This is a genomic window from Sphingomonas sp. LY54 (assembly GCF_035594035.1).
Taxonomy (GTDB): domain Bacteria; phylum Pseudomonadota; class Alphaproteobacteria; order Sphingomonadales; family Sphingomonadaceae; genus Allosphingosinicella.
In genome coordinates, this window is sequence record NZ_CP141588.1 from 1,842,363 (window position 1) to 1,864,658 (window position 22,296).

General features: G+C 68.3%; 24 protein-coding genes and 1 tRNA gene. 16 read left to right on the forward strand and 9 right to left on the reverse strand.

Annotated elements, in window-relative coordinates; genetic code table 11:
* Window positions 1-31: 31 nt before the first annotated feature.
* Window positions 32-208 (forward strand): DUF1674 domain-containing protein, encoded by a 177-nt coding sequence (locus SH591_RS09370; RefSeq protein ID WP_324748900.1) that lies wholly within the window; start codon window positions 32-34, stop codon window positions 206-208.
* Window positions 209-212: 4 nt separating this feature from the next.
* Here SH591_RS09370 and SH591_RS09375 read toward each other — a convergent pair whose 3' ends face one another.
* Both SH591_RS09375 and tsaD read right to left on the reverse strand, forming a co-directional pair.
* Window positions 213-1,199 carry an NAD(P)H-dependent glycerol-3-phosphate dehydrogenase gene (locus SH591_RS09375; RefSeq protein WP_324748901.1) on the reverse strand — a complete coding sequence of 329 codons (987 nt, stop codon included), beginning with the start codon at window positions 1,197-1,199 and terminating at the stop codon, window positions 213-215.
* The gene (tsaD, locus tag SH591_RS09380; protein ID WP_322831247.1) at window positions 1,196-2,230 is read right to left on the reverse strand and encodes a tRNA (adenosine(37)-N6)-threonylcarbamoyltransferase complex transferase subunit TsaD; all 1,035 of its coding nucleotides are present in this window, start codon (window positions 2,228-2,230) and stop codon (window positions 1,196-1,198) included. The genes SH591_RS09375 and tsaD overlap by 4 nt, the downstream gene beginning before the upstream one ends.
* A gap of 43 nt (window positions 2,231-2,273) precedes the next feature.
* On the opposite strand from tsaD, the gene hemC reads away from it, so the two are divergent.
* From hemC to SH591_RS09395, 3 genes are read left to right on the forward strand one after another with little or no spacing between them, the layout of a single operon-like run.
* Entirely contained in the window at window positions 2,274-3,182 is a 909-nt protein-coding gene (gene hemC, locus SH591_RS09385) for a hydroxymethylbilane synthase (protein ID WP_324748902.1), read from the forward strand.
* Window positions 3,179-3,901 carry a uroporphyrinogen-III synthase gene (locus SH591_RS09390; RefSeq protein ID WP_324748903.1) on the forward strand — a complete coding sequence of 241 codons (723 nt, stop codon included), beginning with the start codon at window positions 3,179-3,181 and terminating at the stop codon, window positions 3,899-3,901. The genes hemC and SH591_RS09390 overlap by 4 nt, the downstream gene beginning before the upstream one ends.
* Complete coding sequence (locus SH591_RS09395) at window positions 3,891-4,772, forward strand: hypothetical protein (protein ID WP_324748904.1); 882 nt, start codon at window positions 3,891-3,893, stop codon at window positions 4,770-4,772. The genes SH591_RS09390 and SH591_RS09395 overlap by 11 nt, the downstream gene beginning before the upstream one ends.
* On the opposite strand, the gene SH591_RS09400 is transcribed toward SH591_RS09395, so the two are convergent.
* From SH591_RS09400 to SH591_RS09410, 3 genes are all read right to left on the reverse strand, one after another.
* Window positions 4,769-5,500 carry a metallophosphoesterase family protein gene (locus SH591_RS09400; RefSeq protein WP_324748905.1) on the reverse strand — a complete coding sequence of 244 codons (732 nt, stop codon included), beginning with the start codon at window positions 5,498-5,500 and terminating at the stop codon, window positions 4,769-4,771. The genes SH591_RS09395 and SH591_RS09400 overlap by 4 nt on opposite strands.
* Window positions 5,481-6,272 (reverse strand): nucleotidyltransferase family protein, encoded by a 792-nt coding sequence (locus SH591_RS09405; RefSeq protein ID WP_322831252.1) that lies wholly within the window; start codon window positions 6,270-6,272, stop codon window positions 5,481-5,483. The genes SH591_RS09400 and SH591_RS09405 overlap by 20 nt, the downstream gene beginning before the upstream one ends.
* A 195-nt stretch (window positions 6,273-6,467) precedes the next feature.
* Window positions 6,468-6,542: transfer RNA gene (locus SH591_RS09410), tRNA-Gly, on the reverse strand.
* A 153-nt stretch (window positions 6,543-6,695) separates the two neighbouring features.
* Here SH591_RS09410 and SH591_RS09415 point away from each other — a divergent pair.
* From SH591_RS09415 to SH591_RS09425, 3 genes are read left to right on the forward strand one after another with little or no spacing between them, the layout of a single operon-like run.
* The gene (locus SH591_RS09415; RefSeq protein WP_324748906.1) at window positions 6,696-7,604 is read left to right on the forward strand and encodes a tetratricopeptide repeat protein; all 909 of its coding nucleotides are present in this window, start codon (window positions 6,696-6,698) and stop codon (window positions 7,602-7,604) included.
* Window positions 7,604-8,239 (forward strand): LON peptidase substrate-binding domain-containing protein, encoded by a 636-nt coding sequence (locus SH591_RS09420; protein WP_322831254.1) that lies wholly within the window; start codon window positions 7,604-7,606, stop codon window positions 8,237-8,239. The genes SH591_RS09415 and SH591_RS09420 overlap by 1 nt, the downstream gene beginning before the upstream one ends.
* Window positions 8,236-8,424: a Trm112 family protein gene (locus SH591_RS09425; RefSeq protein WP_324748907.1), complete on the forward strand. Its 189-nt coding sequence runs from the start codon at window positions 8,236-8,238 to the stop codon at window positions 8,422-8,424. Before SH591_RS09420 ends, SH591_RS09425 begins: the two co-directional genes overlap by 4 nt.
* Here SH591_RS09425 and SH591_RS09430 read toward each other — a convergent pair.
* Window positions 8,404-9,624, reverse strand: coding sequence for a UbiH/UbiF/VisC/COQ6 family ubiquinone biosynthesis hydroxylase (locus SH591_RS09430; RefSeq protein ID WP_324748908.1), 1,221 nt, complete (start codon window positions 9,622-9,624; stop codon window positions 8,404-8,406). The genes SH591_RS09425 and SH591_RS09430 overlap by 21 nt on opposite strands.
* A gap of 135 nt (window positions 9,625-9,759) precedes the next feature.
* On the opposite strand from SH591_RS09430, the gene SH591_RS09435 reads away from it, so the two are divergent.
* The 4 genes from SH591_RS09435 (at window position 9,760) to ribA (ending at window position 14,823) form a co-directional block, all read left to right on the forward strand.
* Entirely contained in the window at window positions 9,760-12,039 is a 2,280-nt protein-coding gene (locus SH591_RS09435) for an FtsK/SpoIIIE family DNA translocase (RefSeq protein WP_324748909.1), read from the forward strand.
* 86 nt (window positions 12,040-12,125) lie between these two features.
* Complete coding sequence (locus tag SH591_RS09440; protein WP_324748910.1) at window positions 12,126-12,752, forward strand: LolA family protein; 627 nt, start codon at window positions 12,126-12,128, stop codon at window positions 12,750-12,752.
* 233 nt (window positions 12,753-12,985) lie between these two features.
* Window positions 12,986-13,780, forward strand: a complete 795-nt coding sequence (locus SH591_RS09445; protein WP_324748911.1) for an exodeoxyribonuclease III — start codon at window positions 12,986-12,988, stop codon at window positions 13,778-13,780.
* A complete protein-coding gene (gene ribA, locus SH591_RS09450) occupies window positions 13,777-14,823 on the forward strand; it encodes a GTP cyclohydrolase II (protein ID WP_324748912.1) in 1,047 nt (348 codons plus the stop codon). The genes SH591_RS09445 and ribA overlap by 4 nt, the downstream gene beginning before the upstream one ends.
* Here ribA and SH591_RS09455 read toward each other — a convergent pair.
* Window positions 14,820-15,485, reverse strand: coding sequence for an HAD family hydrolase (locus SH591_RS09455; RefSeq protein WP_324748913.1), 666 nt, complete (start codon window positions 15,483-15,485; stop codon window positions 14,820-14,822). The two genes, ribA and SH591_RS09455, sit on opposite strands and share 4 nt — an antisense overlap.
* Complete coding sequence (locus SH591_RS09460; RefSeq protein ID WP_324748914.1) at window positions 15,482-16,150, reverse strand: YggS family pyridoxal phosphate-dependent enzyme; 669 nt, start codon at window positions 16,148-16,150, stop codon at window positions 15,482-15,484. Before SH591_RS09460 ends, SH591_RS09455 begins: the two co-directional genes overlap by 4 nt.
* Before the next feature lie 22 nt (window positions 16,151-16,172).
* Between SH591_RS09460 and SH591_RS09465 the strand changes: the two genes are divergently transcribed.
* Window positions 16,173-16,688, forward strand: a complete 516-nt coding sequence (locus SH591_RS09465) for a thiamine phosphate synthase (protein ID WP_324748915.1) — start codon at window positions 16,173-16,175, stop codon at window positions 16,686-16,688.
* 6 nt (window positions 16,689-16,694) lie between these two features.
* On the opposite strand, the gene SH591_RS09470 is transcribed toward SH591_RS09465, so the two are convergent.
* Window positions 16,695-17,408, reverse strand: a complete 714-nt coding sequence (locus SH591_RS09470; protein WP_324751361.1) for a porin — start codon at window positions 17,406-17,408, stop codon at window positions 16,695-16,697.
* Window positions 17,409-17,673: 265 nt separating this feature from the next.
* Between SH591_RS09470 and SH591_RS09475 the strand changes: the two genes are divergently transcribed.
* The 4 genes from SH591_RS09475 to holA are packed head-to-tail and all read left to right on the forward strand — an operon-like array spanning window position 17,674 to window position 22,207.
* Entirely contained in the window at window positions 17,674-18,084 is a 411-nt protein-coding gene (locus SH591_RS09475) for a DUF3576 domain-containing protein (protein ID WP_416222332.1), read from the forward strand.
* A gap of 30 nt (window positions 18,085-18,114) precedes the next feature.
* On the forward strand, window positions 18,115-20,694 hold the full coding sequence (gene leuS, locus SH591_RS09480; protein ID WP_324748916.1) for a leucine--tRNA ligase: 2,580 nt from the start codon (window positions 18,115-18,117) through the stop codon (window positions 20,692-20,694).
* On the forward strand, window positions 20,691-21,185 hold the full coding sequence (gene lptE, locus SH591_RS09485) for an LPS assembly lipoprotein LptE (RefSeq protein ID WP_324748917.1): 495 nt from the start codon (window positions 20,691-20,693) through the stop codon (window positions 21,183-21,185). The genes leuS and lptE overlap by 4 nt, the downstream gene beginning before the upstream one ends.
* Complete coding sequence (gene holA / locus SH591_RS09490) at window positions 21,182-22,207, forward strand: DNA polymerase III subunit delta (RefSeq protein ID WP_324748919.1); 1,026 nt, start codon at window positions 21,182-21,184, stop codon at window positions 22,205-22,207. Before lptE ends, holA begins: the two co-directional genes overlap by 4 nt.
* Window positions 22,208-22,296: the final 89 nt, after the last annotated feature.

A 22,296-nucleotide genomic window follows, 5' to 3' on the forward strand; every position in this document is an offset into this window, starting at 1 on the left:
TCAAGCACTCCCTCGTTCAATCGGACCCGCCATGCCAGGACAGCGCCCCGCTTTCGTCAAGCCGCCCGCTCATCTCTCGAAAAGCCCGCCCGTGCCGGTGCCCCAAGCCGTCGAACCGGCCGGCGCCGAAGAGCATGGCGGCCCCAATGGCGAGGAGCCGACCCGCTACGGCGACTGGGAGAATAAGGGCATCTGCTGGGACTTCTAACCCGTCACACGCCCTCGGAGCGAAGCGGGCGGGAGAGCAATTCCTCCACCACCTCGTCGATCGACGCATTGCCGCCGAGCAAGGCGCACACGCCCTCCACGATCGGCATGTCGACGCCCATCGCCTTGGCGGCGCGGTTCAGCACCGGCGCGGTGAACGCGCCCTCGGCCACGGTGCGGCGGTCGGCGAGCAATTCCTCCGCGCTGCGTCCCTCGCCGAGCCCCTTGCCGAGGCTGAAATTGCGCGAGCTCGTCGAGGAGCAGGTGAGCACCAGGTCCCCGAGGCCCGACAGGCCGGCCAGAGTCTCGGCGCGGGCGCCGCGGGCCAGGCCGAAGCGGGTCATCTCGGCAAAGCCGCGCGAGATCAAGGCCGCGCGCGCATTGAGGCCGAGGCCGCGCCCCTCGACCACGCCGCAGGCGATGGCGAGCACATTCTTGACCGCGCCGCCGATCTCGGCCCCGACCACGTCGTCGGACAAATAGGGCCGGAACCAGGGCCTGGCCAGGCGCGCGCGGAGCTGCTCGCCCACGATCTGGTCCTCGACCGCGAGCGTCACCGCCGCCGGCAGGCCCGCGGCAACCTCGTGCGCGAAGGTCGGCCCGGACAGCACCGCGATTGGCGAATCCGGCTGCTCCTCATGGGCCACGTCGTGCATCAGCTTGGTGGTCGATTCCTCCATGCCCTTGGCGCAGAGGATGAGCGGCGTGCCGGGCGCGACCAGCCCGCGCAGCACCGACCGCATATGCTGGGCCGGCGTGACCACCAGCAATGCGTCGCACTGTGCGAGATCGGCCAATTCGGAGGTCGCCCGGATCGACGGGCTGAGCGGAATTCCGGCGAGGAACATCGCATTTTCGTGGCGGGCGTTGACGCTCTCCACGACCTCGGGTTCGCGCACCCACAATAGGGTTTCTTCGCCCCCGTTCGCCGCGACCTGCGCCAGCGCCGTGCCCCAGGCGCCGCCGCCGATCACGCCTACTCGTCCGATCATGCCTTTACCCCCGCGCCGCGCGCTTTCTCCGCATTGGGATCGAGCGGCCAGCGCGCCCGCGCCGGCGCGTCGAGCCCGTCGACCAGCCCCTGCTCGAAGCGCAGCGCGCCGGCCCAGGCGATCATCGCCGCATTGTCGGTGCAGAGCCACAGAGGCGGCGCCACGAACGGCAGATCATGTTCGGCCGCCAGGGCGGTGAGCGCGCCGCGCACCGCCTGATTGGCCGCCACGCCGCCGGCAACGACAAGCGCGGTCACGCCTCCCGCCTCGCCGAGCGCGCGGCGGGTGCGGTCGACGAGGCAATCGACCACCGCCTGCTGGAACGAAGCGGCGATGTCTTCCGCGCTGTAGCGTCCGGAATCGCGCGCGCGCAGCACCGCGCTCTTGAGGCCGGCGAAGGAGAAATGCGGCTCGTCGGTGCCAACCAGCGGGCGCGGCAGCGGCACGGCCCTCGGGTCGCCACGCTGCGCCGCCCGCTCGACAGCCGGCCCGCCCGGAAAGCCGAGACCGAGCAATTTGGCGCTCTTGTCGAAGGCTTCGCCGGCGGCGTCGTCGATCGTGGTCGCCAGGCGCCGGTAGCGGCCGACGCCCTCGACGAGCAGAAGCTGGCAGTGGCCGCCGGAGACGAGCAGCAGCAGATAGGGGAAAGCGAGATTCGGCTGGGCCAGCATAGGCGAGAGCGCATGGCCCTCGAGATGGTTGACCGCGACCAAAGGCTTGTTCGCCGCCAGCGCCAGCCCTTTGGCGGTCACCAGGCCGACCATGACCCCGCCGATCAGCCCCGGCCCCGCCGTGGCGGCGATCGCATCGACCTCGTCGAGCGCGATGCCGGCCTCGCGCAGCACGTCCTCGACCAGCGGGGGCAGGATCTCGACATGCGCGCGCGCCGCAATCTCGGGAACGACGCCGCCGAACGGGCGGTGCTCGCTCTCCTGCGTGGCCAATTTGTGCGCCAGGATCCGCCCTTCGGAGGTCACCAGCGCCGCCGCGGTCTCGTCGCAGCTCGATTCTATGCCAAGGATGAGGCTCATACGACTTCCCTGCCACCGCCTTACCCGCTAGCACAAGCGCGCCATGACCCCCCTGCGTATCGGAACCCGCGGCTCTCCCCTTGCCCTCGCCCAGGCCCGCATGGTCGCGGAGGCCTTGCGCGACACGCATGATTGGGGGCCCGAGCGCATCGAGATCGTGCCGATCACCACCACCGGCGACGTCATCCAGGATCGTCCGCTCGCCGAGGTCGGCGGCAAGGCCCTGTGGACCAAGGAGCTCGACCGCAGCCTGTTCGAGGGCCGCACCGACGTCTCGGTCCATTCGATGAAGGACGTCGAGACCTTCCGCCCGGCCGAATTGTGCATCGCCGCGATGCTGCCGCGTGAGGACGTGGAAGACCGCCTGATCGGCGCCCCCAGCCTCGACGCCCTCCCGCACGGCGCCCGCCTCGGCACCTCGTCGCCGCGCCGCGCCGCGCAAATGCTCGCGCGCCGCCCCGACCTCGCCATCGTGCCGCTGCGCGGCAACGTCGCCACCCGCTTGCGCAAGCTCGATCTCGGCGAGGTGGATGCGACCCTGCTCGCCTCGGCCGGGCTCATCCGCCTGGGCCATCCCGAGATCGGCGCGGTCATTCCCGACCTGCTGCCGGCGCCGTCGCAGGGCGCGGTCGGCATCGAAGTGTGCAGCGACAACAAGAAGGTCCGCGCGCTGGTCGCGGCGATCGACGATCACGTCACCCATCTCTGCGTCGCTGCCGAGCGCCGGCTGCTGGAAGGGCTCAACGGCACCTGCCATTCGCCCATCGCCGCTTTGGCCGTGATGGACGGCGACCTCCTTCATCTCCGCGCCGAAATCCTGACCGAGGACGGGCGCGAGTGCGCGCGGATCGAAGGCCGCTTTCCGCCCAGCGACGGCGAGGCGCCGCTGCTCCTCGCGCGCCAGTTGCTCGACCGCGCCAGCCCGGCCGTGAGGGCGCTTTTCGGCGCGTGACCGCGGTCCTCATCCTGCGGCCCGAGCCCGGCGCGTCGGACAGTGCGGCGCGCGCGGAAGCGCTCGGGCTCGAACCGGTCACCGCCCCTATCTTCGTGGTCCGGCCGCTCGCCTGGGAGGCGCCCGATGCTGCCTCGGTCGACGCGCTACTCCTCACCAGCGCCAACGCGATCCGGCACGGCGGCGGCGGAGTCGGACGATTTACCGGCCTGCCCTGCTATTGCGTCGGGCCGGCCACCGCTGCCGCGGCGCGCGCAGCCGGGTTCGGCGACATCCGGGTCGGCCCCGGCGACGGCAAGGCGGCCATCGCGATGATGGTCGCCGACGGGGTCGCAAGCGCGCTGCATCTCAGCGGGCGTGACCATGTCGGCCTTGCCGACCCGGCCCTCAGGCTGGAGCGCCGCCTGGTCTATGCCGCCGAGCCGGTGCGCGTGCTCCCCGACGAGGCGGCCAAGGCGCTTGGCCGCGGCGCGCTGGTGCTGCTCCATTCGCCGCGCGCGGCCGCCGCCTTCGCGGCGCTGATCGACGCGGCCGGGATCGAGCGGGGCGACATCGCGCTGGCGGCGATCAGCGCGGCGGCTGCGGATGCGGCCGGCGAAGGCTGGCGCGCGAAGCATGCGGCGGGCGAACCGCGCGACGAGGCATTGCTGGAGCTTGCCGCCAAGCTGTGCAAGACTGCGGCCGATCGCGAGACGAAGGTGGACGAGAATGGACTATGAGCGGGTCGAAAGCACGGCGCGGCCGCGGCGCTCCTTGCTCTCGCTGCTGCTACTGCCGACCATCGCCTTCCTGCTCGGGCTGGCCGCGATGGGGTGGCTGCTGACGCGCTGGGATGCGGCGGCGGCCTATCTCGGCATTGCGCCCGCCCCCCAGGTTCAGGCTCAGCCGGCTCCGCAACCCGCGGCGGCTGTCGAGGCGGTCGGAGTGTCGGACGGGGGCGAGACGCAAAGGCTGATTATCGATCCCGAGACGATCCGCCGCGTCACCCAACTCGAGCAGCGCATCGGCCAGATCGATTCCCAGTCGCGTGCCGCGGTCGGCAATGCCGACCGGGCCGAGGGCCTGCTCGTCGCCTTTGCCGCGCGGCGCGCGCTCGATCGCGGCGTCCCGCTCGGCTTTCTCGAAAGCCTGCTCCGCCAGCGTTTCGGCGACACCCAGCGCCAGGCTGTCGCGACGATCATCACCGCCGCCCGCCAGCCGGTGACGCTGGAGGAACTGCAGGAAGGCCTGCTCGAAGTCGGCGAGAGCCTGACCGGGGCCGGGCCCAACCCCAATTGGTGGGACGCGCTGAAGGCGGAATTGTCCGGCCTCGTCACCATCCGCAAGGCGGGGACGCCCTCGACCATGCCGGTCGAGCGGCTGCGCCGGGCGACGCGTCGGCTCGAGGCGGGGCAGGTGGACGTCGCCTTGGCCGAGGTGCTGCGCATGCCCGGCCGCGAGAATGCGGCGGAGTGGATCGCCGATGCGCGCCGCTACATCGCCGCCCGCCGCGCGCTCGACACGATCGAGACGGCGGCTTTGCTCGATCCGCGCAATCCGCCGCGCGAGGCGCAGCCCGAACCGGTCGCCTCGCCCAGGCCCGCGGGCTAGATTTCGATCAGGGCGTAAGGGCGCCCGGTCTCGGCCTCGACCACGAACTGCGCGCAATTGTAGACCGGGACCTGGCGTGGCGTTGCCCCGCGAAAGCGGCCGCGATGGGCATGGCCGTGCAGCACCGCCTTCACATTGTCGAAGCGGTCGACCGCATTGGCGAGGCGCGACGAACCCAGGAACGGGAAGATTTCGAGCGGTTCGCCTTCGACCGTCTCGGCGATCGGCGAATAATGCAGCACCGCGACGGTGCGGTCGGTGCGCAGCGACCGCAGCTGATTCTCGAGCTTGCGCGCCTCGTTGCGCGATTCGTCGACGAACGCCTTGATCGAAGCCTCGCCGAACGCGCCCAACTCGCCGCGCCCGAAGCCGCCGACGAACCCTTTGACCCCGGCAAAGCCGACGCCCTCGACGACCACCGCCTGCTCGTCGAGGATGGTGACGCCGGCCTGGTGGAGGATGCGCACCACTTCCTCGGGCTGGCCGCATTCATAATCGTGGTTGCCGAGCACCCCGACGATGGGGATCGTGCAGGCGAGGAGATCCTCCGCCAGGATCTCCGCCTCGCGCGTCTTTCCGAAATTGGTGAGGTCGCCGCACAATGCGAGGACATCGGCCTGGTCGGAAATCTCGGCGAACATGTCGCGATAGCGATGCTCGCTCGTCTCGGAGACATGGAGGTCGCCGATCGCGGCGAGCGTTATGGTGTCAGTGCGCTGGTCGCTCATGCTTTTCGTCGATTCCCTTTCCGACCACGTCGGCGAAGCCCCATTCGCTGACGTCGATCACGAAGTCCGTGGGGCTGAGCAGGCGACCGCGGCAGATCTTCATCCCGGACGGCGGCATCTCGCTCTGCGCGCGCACCCGCTCGAGCAATTCGTCGAACAGCCAGCGCGGGATGAGGTCGCGCTCGGTCGGGTAGATGAAGCGGAAATTGAGGATGTTGATCAGCAGCACCTCCCAATAGAGCTCGAGCGAGGAGAGCAGCCATTTCCAGTCGATGTCGGCATGCTTGATCAGGATCGTATGCGCGACGTCCGCGCCGTCATAGCGGTAGCGGGTTTGTAGGAAGAGCTTGGACAGGATGAACTGGGTCGGCGGCGTGATGCGGACCGTCGTGCCGTACACTTCGGCGCGATAGGTCTCCTCGAACCATTCGTCGGTGATCGGGATGCTGGCCGAGGAGATGTTGTAGATGACGTCGAAGAAATTGTCGTCCTTCCACACCTTGCCGATCCAGCGCTCGTCCTCGATCTCGATATGGTAGCCGCGCGCCTTGAAGAAGGAGAGGATCTTGGGCGCGTCGCTCGGCTTGCAGAAGACGTCGAGGTCCTTGGTCGGGCGGACGATGCCGGTGAAGCAGCTCAGCGCATAGGTGCCCGAGAGCAGGAAGGGCACGCCCGATTCCTCGAGCAGCTTCAGGCTCTCCACGTAGAAATCGACCGCTTCGGGCGGCGGCTCGAAGGCGGAGGCGTCGAGGATCTGCGGTTGTGCGAGCATCGTGACCTTGATGTTGGCCGGCGGAAACGGCGTGGATCGCCGCGCGGCCCCGGGACAGGATGAACGGCGCGAACGGCCAAGCGTTCCGTGGGGATCGGGATGCGCACGCCAATGGCTGTCGGCCCCATCGGCAGGCCAACATGGTGTGCGGACCGCTGATCCGGCCGGTGCTAGTATGATGCTGTCTGGAAAGACTGGAGCGGGCGAAGGGATTCGAACCCTCGACCCCAACCTTGGCAAGGTTGTGCTCTACCCCTGAGCTACGCCCGCTCGGCGGACCGGGCGGCTCGTTGCCCCCGATCAAGGTGAGGGGCGGTTAGCATCGGTTTTTCAGGGCCGCAACCCGTTTTCGCGGAATTTCTCGCGGGGTTGGCAGAGGCGGGCTTCATCCCACATAGGGGCGGTACGAACAGGGAGACGATTGTGGCGACGTTGGGCATGAGCGCGGCCGAGAAGGAAGCGCTGGATTCTTTCAAGCGCGACGTGATCGACCCGTCGATGACGTCGCTGGTGATTCTCGACTTCTGGGCTGAATGGTGCGGCCCGTGCAAGCAGCTGACCCCGGTGCTGGAAAAGGTCGCCGCCGATTATGCGGACCGCGGCGTGCGGCTGGTCAAGGTCGATGTCGACGAGAACAAGCTGATCGCGGCGCAATTCCGGATTCAGACGATCCCCACCGTCTATGCCGTCTTCCAGGGCCAGCCGGTCGCCGACCTCACCCCGGCGCGCACCGAGGGGCAGCTCACGCGCATCCTCGACCAGCTCCTCGCACAGCTCCCGATCGAGGGCGACGCGCAGCAGGCCGAAGCCGAGGTCGCGCCTTTGATCGAGATGGGCGAGCAGGTGCTGGCCGACGGCGACGGCGAACGCGCCGCTTCGATCTTCGGCCAGATTATCGAGATGGCGCCCGAGAATCCGGACGCGGTCTCTGGGCTGGCGCGCGCGCTGGTCGCGACGGGCCGCGTCGACGAGGCCACGGCCCTGCTCGATCAGGTTCCGGAAAAGATCGCCGCCGAGCCCGCCATCGCCCGCGCTCGCTCGGCCATCGCCCTCGCGTCCGCAGCCGAGCCCGGCGTCGACACCAGCGCCTTCGACGCGCGAATCGCCGCCAATCCCGACGATCTCGAGGCGCGCTACGAGCTCGCCGGCGCGCTGATGAGCCGCGACCGCCAGGCGGCGGCGGACCAATTGTTCGAAATCATCCAGCGCGACCGCGACTGGAACGACGGCGCCGCGCGCAAGCGTTTGCTGCAATTGCTCGAAGTGGTCGGCCTGGAAGATCCCTGGGTGTCGCAGCAGCGCCGCCGCCTCTCGTCGATCCTGTTCACCTGATGGCGAAGGCCGGCCTCCTACGGGTGCCGATCTTCCCGCTCGCCGGGGCCGTGCTGTTTCCGCGCGCGCAATTGCCGTTGCATATTTTCGAGCCGCGTTACCGCGCGATGGTGCGCGACGCGCTCGCCAGCGACCAGCGGATCGCGATGGTCCAGCCCAGGGATTCGGGGGAGCCGCCGGGGCTCTTCGAAGTCGGCTGCATCGGCCGCATCGTCGGTTCGGAGGAACTGGACGACGGCCGCTTCAACATCGTCCTCGAAGGGGTCTCGCGCTTCCGCATCGCTGGCGAGGCTGACGTCATGACGCCCTACCGGCAGGTGGATGCGGACCGCAGCGGCTTCGACGACGAGGAGGATGCCGAGCCGCTCGCCAGCATCCAGCGCGCCGAGCTCGAGCGGGAGGCGCGCCGCTACGCCGACGCGCTCGGCTATGCCGTCGACTGGGAGGCGGTCGGCCGGCTCGACGACGAGATGCTGGTCAACGGCATCGCCCAGATCGCCCCGCTCGACGTCGGCTCGAAGCAGGCTCTGCTCGAAGCGGCCGACCTTGCTGCGCGCACCGACCTGCTCGTCCAGTTCATGCATTTCCAGCGCATCCTGCCCGGCGGCGCGGACGGTCCCGAGACGCTGCAATGAGCGGCGACATCGATCCGGCGCTGCTCGCCAAGCTGGTCTGCCCGGCGACCCGCACGCCGTTGCGCTACGATCGCGAGCGGAGCGAGCTGGTTTCGGACGAAGCCGGCCTCGCTTATCCGGTCCGCGACGGGCTGCCGGTGCTGTTGGTCGAAGAAGCCCGCCGCCTAGATGGTCAGGCCGCGTAGCAGCAACGGCATGTCGCCGCTCTCGCCACGAGCCTCGGCCATCAGTTGGTCCTTGAGCGGTCGGATGCGCTGCACCGCGCTCATGCCGAAGCGGCGGACCGCCGAAGCGGTCTTGCCGGGGATGCCGTAAAGACGGGTCAGCGCGTCGGTAGTGGCGGCGACCGTGAAAGTGTCGAGGCTGCGCCAGCGCTCATAACGCGCCAGCAATTGTGCGTCGCCGAGATCGAGCCCGATCCGTGCCCCTTCGACCAGCACTTGTGCCAATGCGGCGGCGTCGCGGAAGCCGAGATTGAGGCCCTGGCCGGCGATCGGATGGATGCCGTGGGCGGCGTCGCCGACCAGCGCGAGCCGCTCGCCGGTGATGGTCGCGGCATGGTGGAAACCGAGCGGATAGCTGGAACGCGGCCCCGCCAGCGTGATCGCGCCGAGGAAGCCGCCCATCCTCTTCTCGATCTCGGCCGCGAGCGCGCGCTCGGGCAGATCGATGATCGCGGCGGCATCGTCGGCGTTGACCGACCACACGATCGCCGAGCGATGCATGCCGTTCTCGGCGGCCAGCATTGGCAGGATCGCGAACGGGCCGGCCGGATAGAAGATCTCATAGGCCACATTTTCGTGGCTGCGCTCGTGGTTGACGGTGGCGATGATCGCGACATGGTCGTAGCGCCAGCGCGCGACCGTGATGCCCGCGGCCTCGCGCGACGGCGAATTGCGGCCTTCCGCGCCGATCAGCAGAGGCGCGGCGATCAGGCGGCTGTCGTCGAGCGCGACGCGGACGCCGGTCGAGTCCCGCACCACTTCACCCGGGCGAGCCGGCATAACCAGATTGACGCCCTTGGCCGCCATGGCCGTGTCGCGCAACGCTGCGCGCAGCAGCCGGTTCTCAAACATGATGCCGAGCGGATCGTCGTCGGCCGGCGGATCGAACACGAGTCCGCCAGGCTCGAGCCCGTCGCTGACCCGGATCGAGCGGATCGCGCAGCCCTTGTCGTCGAGCCGCTCGCCTACTCCGATCGCCTCCAGCATCCGCCACGACGAGCTCGAGACCGCGGTGGTCCGGCCATCATATTGCGGGGTGAGGGTTTTTACCGGGTCCGCCGGATCGACGACGATGCTGGACAGGCCGTGCTTGTCGAGGGCAATGGCCAGCGTCAGCCCGACCAGGCCTCCGCCGAGGATGATGACGTCCGCGCGCTCCATTTTCCCGCTCTAGCGATGCAGACGGGCAACGCCAAGCGCTTGACCGCGGACTCCCGGCCAGCGCATTAAGCATAAGAGAACATTTGGGGCACGGACGTGGCATCATCAGCGGCGCGCGGGGGCCGGAAGGGCCGGATGGCCCAGTGGCGGAACGGCATGAAGAAAGGCGCGATGCGCTCGGGCACCCTGCTCGGCGGGATCGCCTTGATAGCTGCTGCCTTGCTCGCCGTGCTGGCATTGGTGAGCTACCACCCCACCGATCCCTCGCTCAACACCTCCGCCGCGGGGCCTGTTCAGAACTGGCTCGGCGCGCCCGGCGCCTTCGCGTCCGATCTTCTGCTCAGCCTGTGGGGCCCGGTCGTGGGCCTGCTCGTGCCCCTGGTCCTGCTGCTGGGCCTGCGCCTGGCGCGTGGCACCGAGCCGGGCCGCTGGATCCGCGCCCTCCTGCTCAGCATCCTCGGACTGATCCTGCTCGGCACCGCCGTCGCCCTGCTGTTCGGCGGCGCGGTCAATGGCCTGCCCGCAGGCTGGGGTGGCGCCTTCGGCCTGTCGCTGGCGCGGCTCACCGACTGGGGAATCGGCCTGATCGGCGAGCCCGGCATCGCCGAGCCGTTCCGGGTCGTCACGGTCGCACTGTTCGCGCTCGCCGGCCTGTTCCTCTGGTATCTCGGTCTCGGCCTGCGCGCCGAGGAGCGGCAGTGGCTGTTCACGCGCCGAGAGCGCGCCGCCTCCACGATCGAGGATTATGACGAGATCAACGAGGAGGATCTCGCCGAGAAGCCCGCGCGCGCGCCGGTGATCACCCCGGCCGAGCCGCCGCGGACCGTCATCGCCGACCGCAAGCCGCCCGACACCAGCCGCCGGCCGCAACGCGAGCGCCAGCCGTCGCTGGCGCTGGGCGATGCCTACACGCTGCCGACGCTCGATCTTTTGAATCCGCCGCCGCCGCCGGCCACCGGCAAGCTCGACAAGGCGGCGCTGGAGCGCAACGCCCGTTTGCTCGAATCGGTGCTCGAGGATTTCTCGGTAAAGGGCGAGATCGTCGAAGTTCGGCCTGGCCCGGTCGTCACCATGTACGAGCTCGAGCCGGCGAGCGGCATCAAGGCGAGCCGCGTCATCCAGCTTGCCGACGACATCGCGCGCAACATGTCGGCCCTGTCGGCGCGCGTCGCGACCATCCCGGGCCGCAGCGTGATCGGCATCGAACTGCCCAACGCCAAGCGCGAGATGGTGACTTTGGCCGAGCTGATCGCGTCCGAGGCGTTCGAGGACCAGGTCGCCTCGCTTCCCCTGATCCTCGGCAAGAATATCGCCGGCGATCCGGTCATCGCCGATCTCGCGCCGATGCCGCACCTCCTCGTCGCCGGCACCACCGGCTCGGGCAAGTCGGTCGGCCTCAACTGCATGATCCTGTCCCTGCTCTACCGGCTGACGCCCGAGCAGTGTCGCATGATCATGATCGATCCGAAGATGCTGGAACTCAGCGTCTATGACGACATCCCGCACCTCCTGTCGCCGGTCGTCACCGAGCCCGCGAAGGCGGTGCGCGCGCTGAAATGGACCGTCGAGCAGATGGAGGAGCGCTACCGGATGATGGCGTCGGTCGGCGTCCGCCAGCTCTCCAGCTTCAACGCCAAGGTGCGCGAGGCCAAGCAGAAGGGCCAGTCGCTCGGGCGCCGCGTCCAGACCGGCTACGACCAGGAAACCGGCCAGCCCAAATATGAGATGGAGGAGCTCGACTTCGACCTGCTGCCGCAGATCGTCGTCGTCGTCGACGAGCTCGCCGACCTGATGATGACCGCGGGCAAGGAGGTCGAGTTCCTGATCCAGCGCCTCGCCCAGAAGGCGCGCGCCGCCGGCATCCACCTGATCATGGCGACGCAGCGCCCCTCGGTCGACGTCATCACCGGCGTGATCAAGGCCAACCTGCCGACCCGTATCTCCTTCTCGGTCACCTCCAAGATCGATTCGCGCACCATCCTCGGCGAGCAGGGCGCCGAGCAGCTGCTCGGCAAGGGCGACATGCTCTACATGCCGGGCGGCAAGCAGATCGCGCGCGTCCACGGGCCCTTCGTCACCGACGAGGAGGTCCGCGCCGTCGCCGATTACTGGCGCGGCCAGGGCCATCCCGAATATGTCCAGTCGGTCACCGAGGAGCCCGCGGACGGCGGCTACATGTTCGAGGGCCAGCCGACCGGCGAGGACGATCCCGACAGCCAGCTCTATCGCAAGGCGGTGCAGACCGTGGCGGAAAGCCAGAAGGCATCGACCAGCTACATCCAGCGCCAGCTGCGCATCGGCTACAACAATGCCGCGCGCCTGATCGAGCGGATGGAGAAGGAAGGAATCGTCAGCGCACCCGACCATGTCGGCCGCCGCGAAGTCCTGATCGACGCCGAAGGCCACGCCATCTGAGTCTGAACGGAATGGAACGGAGGGGTTCAGTAGGCATTCAAGCCAGCAACCCCATATCCCTTCCAAACATTATACGGAGACACTGCATGTTGCGTTTCACGACGCTTGCCCTGGCCGCCGTGCCGCTGACGATTGCGTCCGTGACGCCGGCGACGGCGGCCGCGCAGGCCGCGTCGCCGCTCAATCAGGTGACCCAGCATCTGCGCGCGGTCGACACGATGACCGCCAATTTCGTTCAGACCGACCGCAAGGGCCAGTCGCTGGGCGGGACGCTGACGATGAAGCGGCCCGGCAAAATCCGCTTCCAGTATCAGAAGGGCGTGCCGCTGCTGATCGTCGGCGACGGCAAGGCCCTGACCATGATCGATTACGAGGTGAAGCAGGTCTCGCGCTGGCCGATCGGCAATTCGCCGCTGTCGGTGCTGCTCAACCCCGACAAGAAGCTCGACGGCATCGCCAAGGTCGTCACCAATAACGACCAGGTGCTGATGATTCAGGCGCGCGATCCCAAGAAGCCGGAATTCGGCACCATTTCGATCGCCTTCGCCAAGATCGGAAGCGCGCCGCAGGGACTGATGCTGCAGGGTTGGACGACGATCGACGCGCAGAACAACCGCACGACGATCAAGTTGTCGAACCAGCGCTTCAACGTGGCGGTGGCGGAATCGGCATTCCGCTGGACTGACCCGCGTCGCAAGGGCCCGCGCGGATAAGTGTCGAAATAGTTAACGCCATTCATCGCGGCGACAGGTACGGCTCTTTATAGAGAGGGGTGCAATTGCGAATCCCCCCGGGTTTCCCCCCTGTTGCCCGGCCGGACGTCGCAATTGACCTCGCGTCGCAAAACGCTTGGACGGCCCTCGTTCCACGCCCCCGGAGCGAGGGCCTTTTCCTGTGTGGCGCGGTGCTTGTCGACAGATTCGAGACCGGACGCTAAACGCCGCTGATGCCTGCCACGCTGAAGATCGCCTCCTGGAACATCAACTCCGTTCGCGCCCGCCTCGGCATCGTCGAACAGTTCCTCATCGACCACCGCCCGGATATCCTGTGCCTGCAGGAGACCAAGGTGGTGGACGGGGATTTCCCGCGCGCCCTGTTCCACAAGCTCGGCTACGACCACATCATGCTTTGCGGCCAGCGCATGCACCATGGCGTCGCGATCATCAGCCGTGTGCCGATGCGCGAGGACGACCGCTTCGACTGGCAGGACAATGGCGAGGCGCGCCATCTCGGCGTGCAGCTCGAATGCGGCATCCGGCTGGAGAATGTCTATGTCCCCGCCGGCGGCGACATCCCCGATCGGAGCGTCAACACCAAGTTCGGGCAGAAGCTGGATTTCATCGAGCGGATGACGCGCTGGTCCGAGCAGTGCAAGCGCCCCACACTCCTGGTAGGCGACTTCAACGTCGCGCCGCTCGAATGCGACGTGTGGAGCCACAAGCAGTTGCTCAACGTCGTCAGCCACACCCCGATCGAGGTCGAGGCGCTGAACCGCCTGCAGCAGAGCGGCGACTGGGCCGACCTCGGCCGCCATTTCCATCCGGCGCCGAAGCGTCTCCACACCTGGTGGAGCTACCGTTCGCCCGATTTCACCAAGAACGACCGTGGCCGCCGGCTCGACCATATGTGGGCGACCCAGGACGTGGCGAAGCTCGCCGTCGCCCACGAGGTACTCGAGCACTGCCGCAGCTGGATCAAGCCGTCGGACCACGTGCCGCTCGTCACCGAGTTCGCCATTTGACCGGCGGGCGCGATGTCGCCCGCGCCATCGATGCGCTGCGGCGCGGCTGGCCGATCGCCATCGACGGCACCTCTTTCCTCGCCGTCGAGACGGCGGATCCGGAGGGCCTGGCCGCGTTCGACGCGGCCGGCCCGTCCGATATCCTCATTTCGGGCAATCGCGCGGTGACGCTGAAGCTGGCCAACCAGCGCGAGGCGGTTCCGACAGGGCCGGTCCGGATCGAGCGTTCGCCATGGATCGACCTCACCGAAGCGACCGCGATCGCCGACCCCGCGCTCGATCTCAGCCGGCCGATGAAGGGACCGTTCCGCACGGTCGCCGGCGATTGCCCGGAAGCGGCGCAGGCCGCGCTCCGTCTTGCGCGGCGAGCGGGGCTCCTGCCCGCTTTCTTCGTCGGCGGCGGCGGCGACCCCGAAGTGGCGCTGAGTTCGACCGTCGTCGCCGATTACGACCGCACGCCCTCGCTCACGATCGCGTCGCGGGCACGCCTACCGATCCGGGGCGCCGAGAAGGCCGAGATCGTCGCCTTCCGCTCCGGCGAGGACGCGGCCGAGCATGTCGCTCTGGTCATCGGCAGTCCGAGCGGCAAGCCGCCTTTGGTGCGGCTGCACAGCGAGTGCCTGACCGGGGACGCGCTGGGCTCATTGAAATGCGATTGCGGCCCCCAGCTCAACGACGCCATCGCCGCCATCGCCAACGAGGGATGGGGCATCTTGCTCTATCTGCGCCAGGAAGGGCGCGCGATCGGCCTAGTCAACAAGCTGCGCGCCTACGCGCTCCAGGATCAGGGCTTCGACACGGTCGACGCCAACGTGCGCCTCGGCTTCAGCGACGACGAGCGGGATTTCTCGGTCGCCGTGCGCATGCTCCAATTGCTCGGCCAGAAGGAAGTCCGGCTGCTGACCAACAATCCGCGCAAGGTCGCCGGGCTGGAGGGGGCCGGCATCGGGGTCGTCGAGCGGGTGCCGCTCAAGACCGGGGCCAATCCCCACAACCAAGCCTATCTCGACACCAAGCGCCTGCGCAGCGGGCACCAGCTCTAGCGACCGAGCAGCGCGGCGACCTCGTCGAAATTCGTCGCGATGTGCTGGACGCCGAGCGTGCGCAGCCGATCGGCATGGCCGGGCAGGCAGTGGCTGCCCGCACACAATCCGACGACTGTAGCCCCGGACGCGACCGCGCCGGCAACGCCGACCGGCGAATCCTCGATGATCAGGGTGCGGCTTATGTCGACGCCCATCGCGGCGGCGGCGTGCCAATAGATGTCGGGCGCGGGCTTGCCGCGCGCGACATGCTCGCGGCCGCTGAAGATCCTGTCGCCAAAGTGGTGGCGCAGGCCGAGATGGTCGAGATGGGTCTGGATCCAGTGGCTGCGGCTGGACGATGCGATCGCCTTGGGCAGCTCCGGCGGCAGCGATTCGATGAAGGCGACGGCGCCCGCCACCGCTTCGATCCCTTCGCTCAGGACACGCGCATCCTCGGCGGCGCGCGTGTCGTGGAAGTCCTCGGGCAAGGCGCGGCCGATCCATCGCTCGATCGCCGCCAAGAAGTCCGTCCCGCTCAGCCCCATGAAATGGTGCATCGACTCCTCGGGAGTCGTGGGATGACCCCTGGCCGTCAGATATTCGGCGATCTGCCGGTTGCCGACATATTCGCTCTCGAGCAGCACCCCGTCGAAATCGAATATCAGGCAGTCGAACGTCATTCGCGCGCGCCGAACAAAGCGGTGCCGACACGGACATAGGTGGCGCCGGTCATGACCGCCGTTTCAAAATCGCCCGACATGCCCATGCTGAGCCCCGGCAGTTCGTGGCGGCGCGCCAGCTTGGCGAGCAACGCGAAGTAGGGCGCGGGTTCGACATCGGCAGGGGGAATGCACATCAGCCCTGCGATATCGAGGCCGGCCTCGCGGCACTGGTCGAGCAGCGCCGGAAGCTCCGCCGTCGGGCAGCCGCCCTTCTGCGGCTCGTCGCCGATATTGACCTGGACGAAACAGGCCGGCCGGCGGCCGCTCTTCTCCACCGCCTTGCCGAGGGCGGCGACCAGCGACGGACGGTCGACCGAATGGATCGCGTCAAACAGGGCCACCGCTTCCTCGGCCTTGTTGGACTGGAGCTGGCCGATCAGGTGAAGCCGGACATCGGGGAAAAGCGCACGCAGCGCGGGCCATTTTGCTTCCGCCTCCTGCACCCGATTCTCGCCGAAGCTGCGATGCCCGGCCTCGAGCAGAGGCACGATCGCGTCGGCGGGATGGGTCTTGGAGACCGCGATCAGCTCGATCGCGTCCTCCTTGCGGCCGGCAAGGGCGGCGGCCTTGGCGATGCGGTCGCGGACTTCGGCCAGGCGGGCGGCGGTTGATGCGTCGTTCATGGGCGCTGCTATAGAAAGGGGCATGCACCGCCGCCAGCCTCTGCCGCGCCTGTGGCTGATGACCGACGAACGCCAGGGCGAGGCTCTCTGGACCGCGATCGCGCGGCTGCCGCGCGGCGCCGGCATCGTCTTCCGCCACTATAGCCTGCCGGACCCGGAGCGCCGCGCGTTGTTCGAGCGCGTCAAGGCGGCCGCCCGGGAGCGCGGCCTGGTCTTGCTCGCGGGCGGAACGGAACGGTGGGGCGGAGACGGCACGCACGGACGCGGACGGCGCCTTCATGGCGGGCTGCGCACTGCACCGGCTCACAATCTGCGGGAGATTCGCGCCGCCGAGCGCAGCGGCGCCGACGCCGTCTTCCTGTCACCCGTCTTCGCGACTCGCTCGCATCCGGAGGTCGAGCCGTTGGGCCCGCTGCGCTTCCGCGCGCTGGCGCGGCGCACCCAGCTACCGGTCATTGCACTGGGCGGGATGGAAGCGGATCGCGCCCGAAATCTCGGGGCTTATGGATGGGCCGCAATCGACGCCTGGAGCGCCTGAGCGGGATCAGAAGCGGAAGGCGGTTCCGATATAGACGGCCTGGCTGTCGCGCCGGTCGTCCTCGAGAGCCTCGAGCCGGTCATGCTGAATGCGATAGCGCACGCCGCCGGTGAGATCGAGGTTGCGAGTCAGGCGGTACGAACCGCCGACGTCGACCGAATAGCTGCTTTCCTTGGGCAGGACGAGCGGGGCGGTGCCGTCGCTGCGCTCGGCGCCCACGGCCAGGCGGCCGGTGAACTTCTTGAGCGAATAGCTGACGCCGACTTCGGCCGCCTCGCGACCGCCCGGGACCGGGCCGCCATCGACCTTGGCGACATCGCCGGAGAGCGCGAAGCGCTTCCAGCCGACCGAGACTCCGAGATTGTAGGCGGTCGGCGTGATCGCCGTGACGGCGCTCGCGGAATTCTCACCGCCGCGCGCCGCAAGGGCGGCAGCGCCGGAACGGGCGCGAACCGCGACCCGAACGGCCTTGCTCTTGTCGCCGGAGGCCGACGAGGGCGTGAAGCGGAAGCTCGACTGGAGGCCGCGGCGGGCGAATTCGGCGGCGAGGCGCGGGTCGGCGATCGCCGGCGTGAAGCCGTTGCCACTACCGAGCGACAGGCTGGGCGCGGCCTTCTTTGCCTTCTGGGGCTGGTTGGAGGCGGCGATGGCAGGAGTCAGCAAAAGCGACAGCGCAACAAGCGCTGTGCCTCCAACTGCACCGATCCCCGCCAACTTCATCACTGCCTTACGACTCCCCGATTGAAGGTCATGTAATATGCCAGAGCGCATGAAACCAGCAAAGCGCTCCCCCGTCGAACGAATCGTTCCGGGTTGTTGCATCTTTTCCACAACCTGTGCTGCAGACCGATGACATCCCCACCCCTTCGGTCCGCCGGCCGCCTCTAGTGGCCAAGACGGCTTGCCGCAAGCGCGGGGATACCTATAACGGCTGCCGACCGTAAATTTCGAGGAATCCCTGATGGCCCGCGCTGTTTCTATCGGCATGGCGATTGTGTGTGTCGCGACGCTTTCCGCCTGCGCGAGCAATCGCGAAATCCCCAAAGCCGATCTTGCCGCTTCGGCGGTGACGACGATCGGCGTGAACTCCTATCTGTGGCGTGCCGCGCTCGACACCTTGTCGTTCGCGCCGATGGCCCAGGTGGATTCCAACGGCGGCGTCATCGTCACCGATTGGTACGCCAACCCGAATTCTCCGAACGAGCGGGTCAAGGTGACCGCGACCATCCTCGACCGCGACCTTCGCGCCGACGCGCTGCGCGTCGCCGCCTCGCGCCAGGTCTACCAGAACGGCCAGTGGATCGAGGCGCCCGTCGCCGCCGCCACCGTCCAGAAGCTGGAAGAGATCATCCTGACCAAGGCACGCGACCTGCGTCGCAGCGCCGTCAGTAGCTAAGCGTTTCAATTCAAAAGGTAAGTTCAAGAGATGGCATCGCGCTTCAATCCGCTTAAGGCCGATGCGCACTGGCAAAAGATCTGGGAGGAGCGAGGCTCCTTCCACGCCTCCGACGACAGCGACAAACCCAAATCCTACGTCCTGGAGATGTTCCCTTATCCGTCGGGGCGCATCCACATGGGCCACGTCCGCAACTATACGATGGGCGACGTGCTTGCCCGCTATCGGCGGATGAAGGGCTTCGAAGTGCTCCATCCGATGGGCTGGGACGCGTTCGGCATGCCCGCCGAGAATGCGGCGATGGAGAAGAAGGTCCATCCGGGCAGCTGGACCCGCCAGAATATCGCGACGATGCGCGCCCAGCTGAAGCGCCTCGGCTTCGCGCTCGACTGGAGCCGCGAGGTCGCGACCTGCGAGCCCGATTATTACGGGCACGAGCAGGCCCTGTTCCTCGATCTCTATGAGGCCGGGCTCGTTTATCGCAAGCAGAGCGAGGTGAACTGGGACCCGGTCGACATGACCGTGCTCGCCAACGAGCAGGTGATCGACGGCAAGGGCTGGCGCTCGGGCGCCGCCGTCGAGCGGCGCAAGCTCAGCCAGTGGTTCCTGAAGATCACCGATTTCGCCGACGAACTGCTCGACGGCCTCGGCACGCTCGACCAGTGGCCCGACAAGGTCCGGCTGATGCAGGAGAACTGGATCGGCAAGAGCGTCGGCATGCGCTTCCGCTTCGCGATCGACCATGGCGCGGTGCGCAGGGACATTCACGGCGTGGCGGGCTCGCACGCGGTCGATGCAGGTGCTCTGGACGCGCTTCCGGACGCGCTCGAGGTCTTCACGACCCGGCCCGACACGATCTTCGGCGCCAGCTTCGCCGCAGTCTCGCCGGATCATCCCATCGCGCAGACGCTGGCCGCGCGCGACGATGCGGTCGCGGCGTTCGTTGCCGAGTGCAAGAAGGGCGGCACCACCGCGGCCGAGCTCGAGACGATGGAGAAAAAGGGCTTCGATACCGGCCTCTCCGTTATCCACCCGCTCGATCCGAGCTGGAAGCTGCCGCTCTACATCGCCAATTTCGTGCTGATGGATTACGGCACCGGCGCCGTCTTCGGCGTGCCGGCGCACGACCAGCGCGACTTCGAATTCGCCACCAAATACGCGCTGCCGATCAGCCGCGTCGTCGCGCCGACCGCGGCGCAGGCCTCCGACCCGGTCGAAGGCGAGGCGTTCAGCGGCGGCGGCGTGATCGTCAATTCGCGCTTTCTCGACGGCATGGAGGTCGAGGCGGCCAAGGCCGAGATTATCCGCCGCGCCGAGGAAGCGGGCTGGGGCGAGGGCACCACCGTATGGCGCCTGCGCGACTGGGGCGTGTCGCGCCAGCGTTACTGGGGCACGCCGATCCCGATCGTCCATTGCGAGACGTGCGGCCCGGTCGGCGTCCCCAAGGACCTGTTGCCGGTCGTGCTGCCCGAGGACGTCAGCTTCGACATCCCCGGCAACCCGCTCGAGCGCCACCCGACGTGGAACAAGGCCGATTGTCCCAAGTGCGGCGCTCCCGCGCGGCGCGAGACCGACACGCTCGACACCTTCGTCGATTCGTCCTGGTACTTCATCCGCTTCGCCAGCCAGCCGACGGACAAGCCGTTCGACAAGGCGGTGGCCGAGAGCTGGCTGCCGGTCGACCAATATATCGGTGGCGTCGAGCATGCGATTCTGCACCTGCTCTACGCCCGCTTCTGGATTCGCGCGCTGAAGCGGATCGGCAAGCTCGACATCGAGGAGCCGTTCAAGGGTCTCTTCACGCAGGGCATGGTGACGCACGAGACCTACAAGGCGCCCGACGGCCGCTGGCTGTCGCCCGAGGAGGTCGAGCACCGGCTGGGCGGCGTGATCATCGCCGAGACCGGCGAACCGGTGACCACCGGCCGCATCGAGAAGATGTCCAAGTCCAAGAAGAACACCGTCGATCCCGAGCCGATCGTCGATCAGTACGGCGCCGACGCGGTGCGCTGGTTCATGCTCTCGGACAGCCCGCCCGAGCGCGATCTGCCGTGGAGCGAATCCGGCATCGAGGGCGCGTGGCGCTTCGTCCAGCGGCTGTGGCGGATGGGATCCGAGGTGCAGACCGGGCAGGGCGAGGACAGGGCGCTCGACCGCAAGCTCCACCAGACGATCGCCAGCGTCGCCGCCAATATAGAGGCGCTCGCCTTCAACAAGGCCGTCGCCAACGTCTACGAGCTCGCCAATGCGGTCGAGAAGGCGGCGCCGTCTGCCTCGCGCACCAAGGCGGCCGAAACTTTGCTGCTGCTGGTGGCGCCGATGGTGCCGCATCTCGCCGAGGAGGCCTGGGCTGCGCTCGGCCACGACGGCCTGATCGCCGACCAGCCCTGGCCCGCGATCGATCCGGCCTTGCTGGTCGAGGAGGAGGTGACGATCGCCGTCCAGATCAACGGCAAGCTGCGCGATACGCTCACTGTCCCCAAGGGCGCGCCCAAGGAAGCGCTCGAGCAAATGGCGCTAGCCTCCGAGAAGGTGGTGCGCATCCTGGAAGGCAAGGCGCCGCGCAAGGTGATCGTCGTTCCCGACCGCCTGGTGAACCTGGTCGCATGATCCGGATCGCCGCCCTAGCTCTCGTCCTGGCGCTCGGCGGCTGCACGCTGCGGCCGCTTTACGGCGGCGGCGGCAGCGGCGTGGTCGCGCAGACGCTGCAGGCGGTGCAGGTCGCCCCCATCCCCGGCCAGTCGGGCTGGCTGGTCCGCACGGCGCTCGAGGATCGGCTGGGCGCCGGTAGCACGACGCCGCGCTACCGGCTCGAGGTCGAGCTCGACGACGACATCACCGGCTTCGGCATCCGCCGCGACGACGCCGTCACGCGCGAGCGGCGGACGCTGCGCGCGCGCTATCGCCTCGTCGACGCTGCGGTCGGCACCGTGCTGCTCGACGCCACCGCGGGATCCGATGCCGGCATCGACGTCGTCAGCTCCGAATATGCCACCGTCGCCGCCGAGCAGACCGCGCTCGAGCGGCTGTCGCGCGAGATCGCCGACCAGATTGTCTCCCGCGTCGCGCTCTACGTGTCGCGGACGGGCGGGGGCCAGTGAAGGCCAACAGGGCGCAGATCGAGAAGGCGCTGCGGGCGCCGACCGCCGACACCCGCTTCTTCCTCCTCTACGGGCCCGACGAGGCCGGCTCCCGCGCCCTCGCCATGCTTTTGGCCAAGAGCGTCGGCGACGATGCCGAGCGGATCGAACTCAGCGGCGCCGAACTCAAGTCCGATCCGGCGCGGCTTGCCGACGAGGCGGCGTCGATCTCGCTGTTCGGCGGGTCGCGATACATCCTCGTCGACGCCAATGGCGACGAGGTGCTTCCCGCCGTCGAGGCGCTGCTGGAGGTGCCGACCGCCGGCAATCCGGTGGCGATCGTCGCCGGGGCGCTCAAGCCCACCTCCAAGCTGGTGAAGCTCGCTCTGGCCGAGAAGGCGGCGCTGGCCTGCGCCTCCTACGTCCCCGAGGGCCGCGACGCAGAGCGCCTCGTCGCGGACATGGCGCGCGAGGTCGGAATCACCGTCCATGGCGATCTCGCCCGTCGCATCGCCGATTTCACCGGCGGCAACCGTGCGATCATCGCCCAGGAACTGCAGAAATATGCGCTCTATGTCGATGCGGCGCCGGACCGGCCGCAGGCGATCGACCATGACGTGATCGACGCCGTCGGCGCGGCCAGCGAGGAGGGCGACTTGAGCCGCCTCGTCGACAGCGTCAGCGGCGGCAACCCGGCCATGCTCCAGTCCGAGCTGCTACGGCTGAAGAGCGAAGGGATCGAGGGGATCCCGCTGATCCGCGCGGTGCTGCGGCGGATGACCCTGCTCGCGCGGCTGCGCGCCGAGGTCGACCGCGGCAGCAATGTCGGCGCCGTCATGGCGTCACACGGCAAGGCCGTGTTCTGGAAGGAAAAGGACGCGGTCGCCGCGCAGGTGTCGCGCTGGCGCTCCGACCTCATTGCGAAGGGCATGGGTCGCCTGCTCGAAGCGGAGCGGCAGGCGAAGGCTTCGGGCGGGCTCGGCCCGCTCGCGGTCGACGAAGAATTGTTCGCGATCTGCCGCCAGGCCGCGCGCTTGCGCTGATCCCGTCATTGCGAGGAGCGCAGCGACGCGGCAATCCACCAAGGCTGCGGTGCCAAGCTGGATTGCTTCGCTACGCTCGCAATGACGAG

Bases quoted from the DNA above. Each gene is read 5' to 3' on its own strand.
- SH591_RS09465 (WP_324748915.1), top strand. From the start codon at position 16,173: ATGCACCGCCGCCAGCCTCTGCCGCGCCTGTGGCTGATGACCGACGAA.
- SH591_RS09435 (WP_324748909.1), top strand. From the start codon at position 9,760: ATGGCCCAGTGGCGGAACGGCATGAAGAAAGGCGCGATGCGCTCGGGC.
- SH591_RS09445 (WP_324748911.1), top strand. From the start codon at position 12,986: ATGCCTGCCACGCTGAAGATCGCCTCCTGGAACATCAACTCCGTTCGC.
- SH591_RS09395 (WP_324748904.1), top strand. From the start codon at position 3,891: ATGGACTATGAGCGGGTCGAAAGCACGGCGCGGCCGCGGCGCTCCTTG.
- hemC (WP_324748902.1), top strand. From the start codon at position 2,274: ATGACCCCCCTGCGTATCGGAACCCGCGGCTCTCCCCTTGCCCTCGCC.
- SH591_RS09460 (WP_324748914.1), bottom strand. From the start codon at position 16,150: ATGAACGACGCATCAACCGCCGCCCGCCTGGCCGAAGTCCGCGACCGC.
- lptE (WP_324748917.1), top strand. From the start codon at position 20,691: ATGATCCGGATCGCCGCCCTAGCTCTCGTCCTGGCGCTCGGCGGCTGC.
- SH591_RS09425 (WP_324748907.1), top strand. From the start codon at position 8,236: ATGAGCGGCGACATCGATCCGGCGCTGCTCGCCAAGCTGGTCTGCCCG.
- SH591_RS09405 (WP_322831252.1), bottom strand. From the start codon at position 6,272: ATGCTCGCACAACCGCAGATCCTCGACGCCTCCGCCTTCGAGCCGCCG.
- leuS (WP_324748916.1), top strand. From the start codon at position 18,115: ATGGCATCGCGCTTCAATCCGCTTAAGGCCGATGCGCACTGGCAAAAG.
- SH591_RS09420 (WP_322831254.1), top strand. From the start codon at position 7,604: ATGGCGAAGGCCGGCCTCCTACGGGTGCCGATCTTCCCGCTCGCCGGG.
- SH591_RS09475 (WP_416222332.1), top strand. From the start codon at position 17,674: ATGGCGATTGTGTGTGTCGCGACGCTTTCCGCCTGCGCGAGCAATCGC.
- SH591_RS09370 (WP_324748900.1), top strand. From the start codon at position 32: ATGCCAGGACAGCGCCCCGCTTTCGTCAAGCCGCCCGCTCATCTCTCG.
- SH591_RS09455 (WP_324748913.1), bottom strand. From the start codon at position 15,485: ATGACGTTCGACTGCCTGATATTCGATTTCGACGGGGTGCTGCTCGAG.
- SH591_RS09430 (WP_324748908.1), bottom strand. From the start codon at position 9,624: ATGGAGCGCGCGGACGTCATCATCCTCGGCGGAGGCCTGGTCGGGCTG.
- SH591_RS09400 (WP_324748905.1), bottom strand. From the start codon at position 5,500: ATGAGCGACCAGCGCACTGACACCATAACGCTCGCCGCGATCGGCGAC.
- SH591_RS09470 (WP_324751361.1), bottom strand. From the start codon at position 17,408: ATGAAGTTGGCGGGGATCGGTGCAGTTGGAGGCACAGCGCTTGTTGCG.
- SH591_RS09440 (WP_324748910.1), top strand. From the start codon at position 12,126: ATGTTGCGTTTCACGACGCTTGCCCTGGCCGCCGTGCCGCTGACGATT.
- SH591_RS09375 (WP_324748901.1), bottom strand. From the start codon at position 1,199: ATGATCGGACGAGTAGGCGTGATCGGCGGCGGCGCCTGGGGCACGGCG.
- tsaD (WP_322831247.1), bottom strand. From the start codon at position 2,230: ATGAGCCTCATCCTTGGCATAGAATCGAGCTGCGACGAGACCGCGGCG.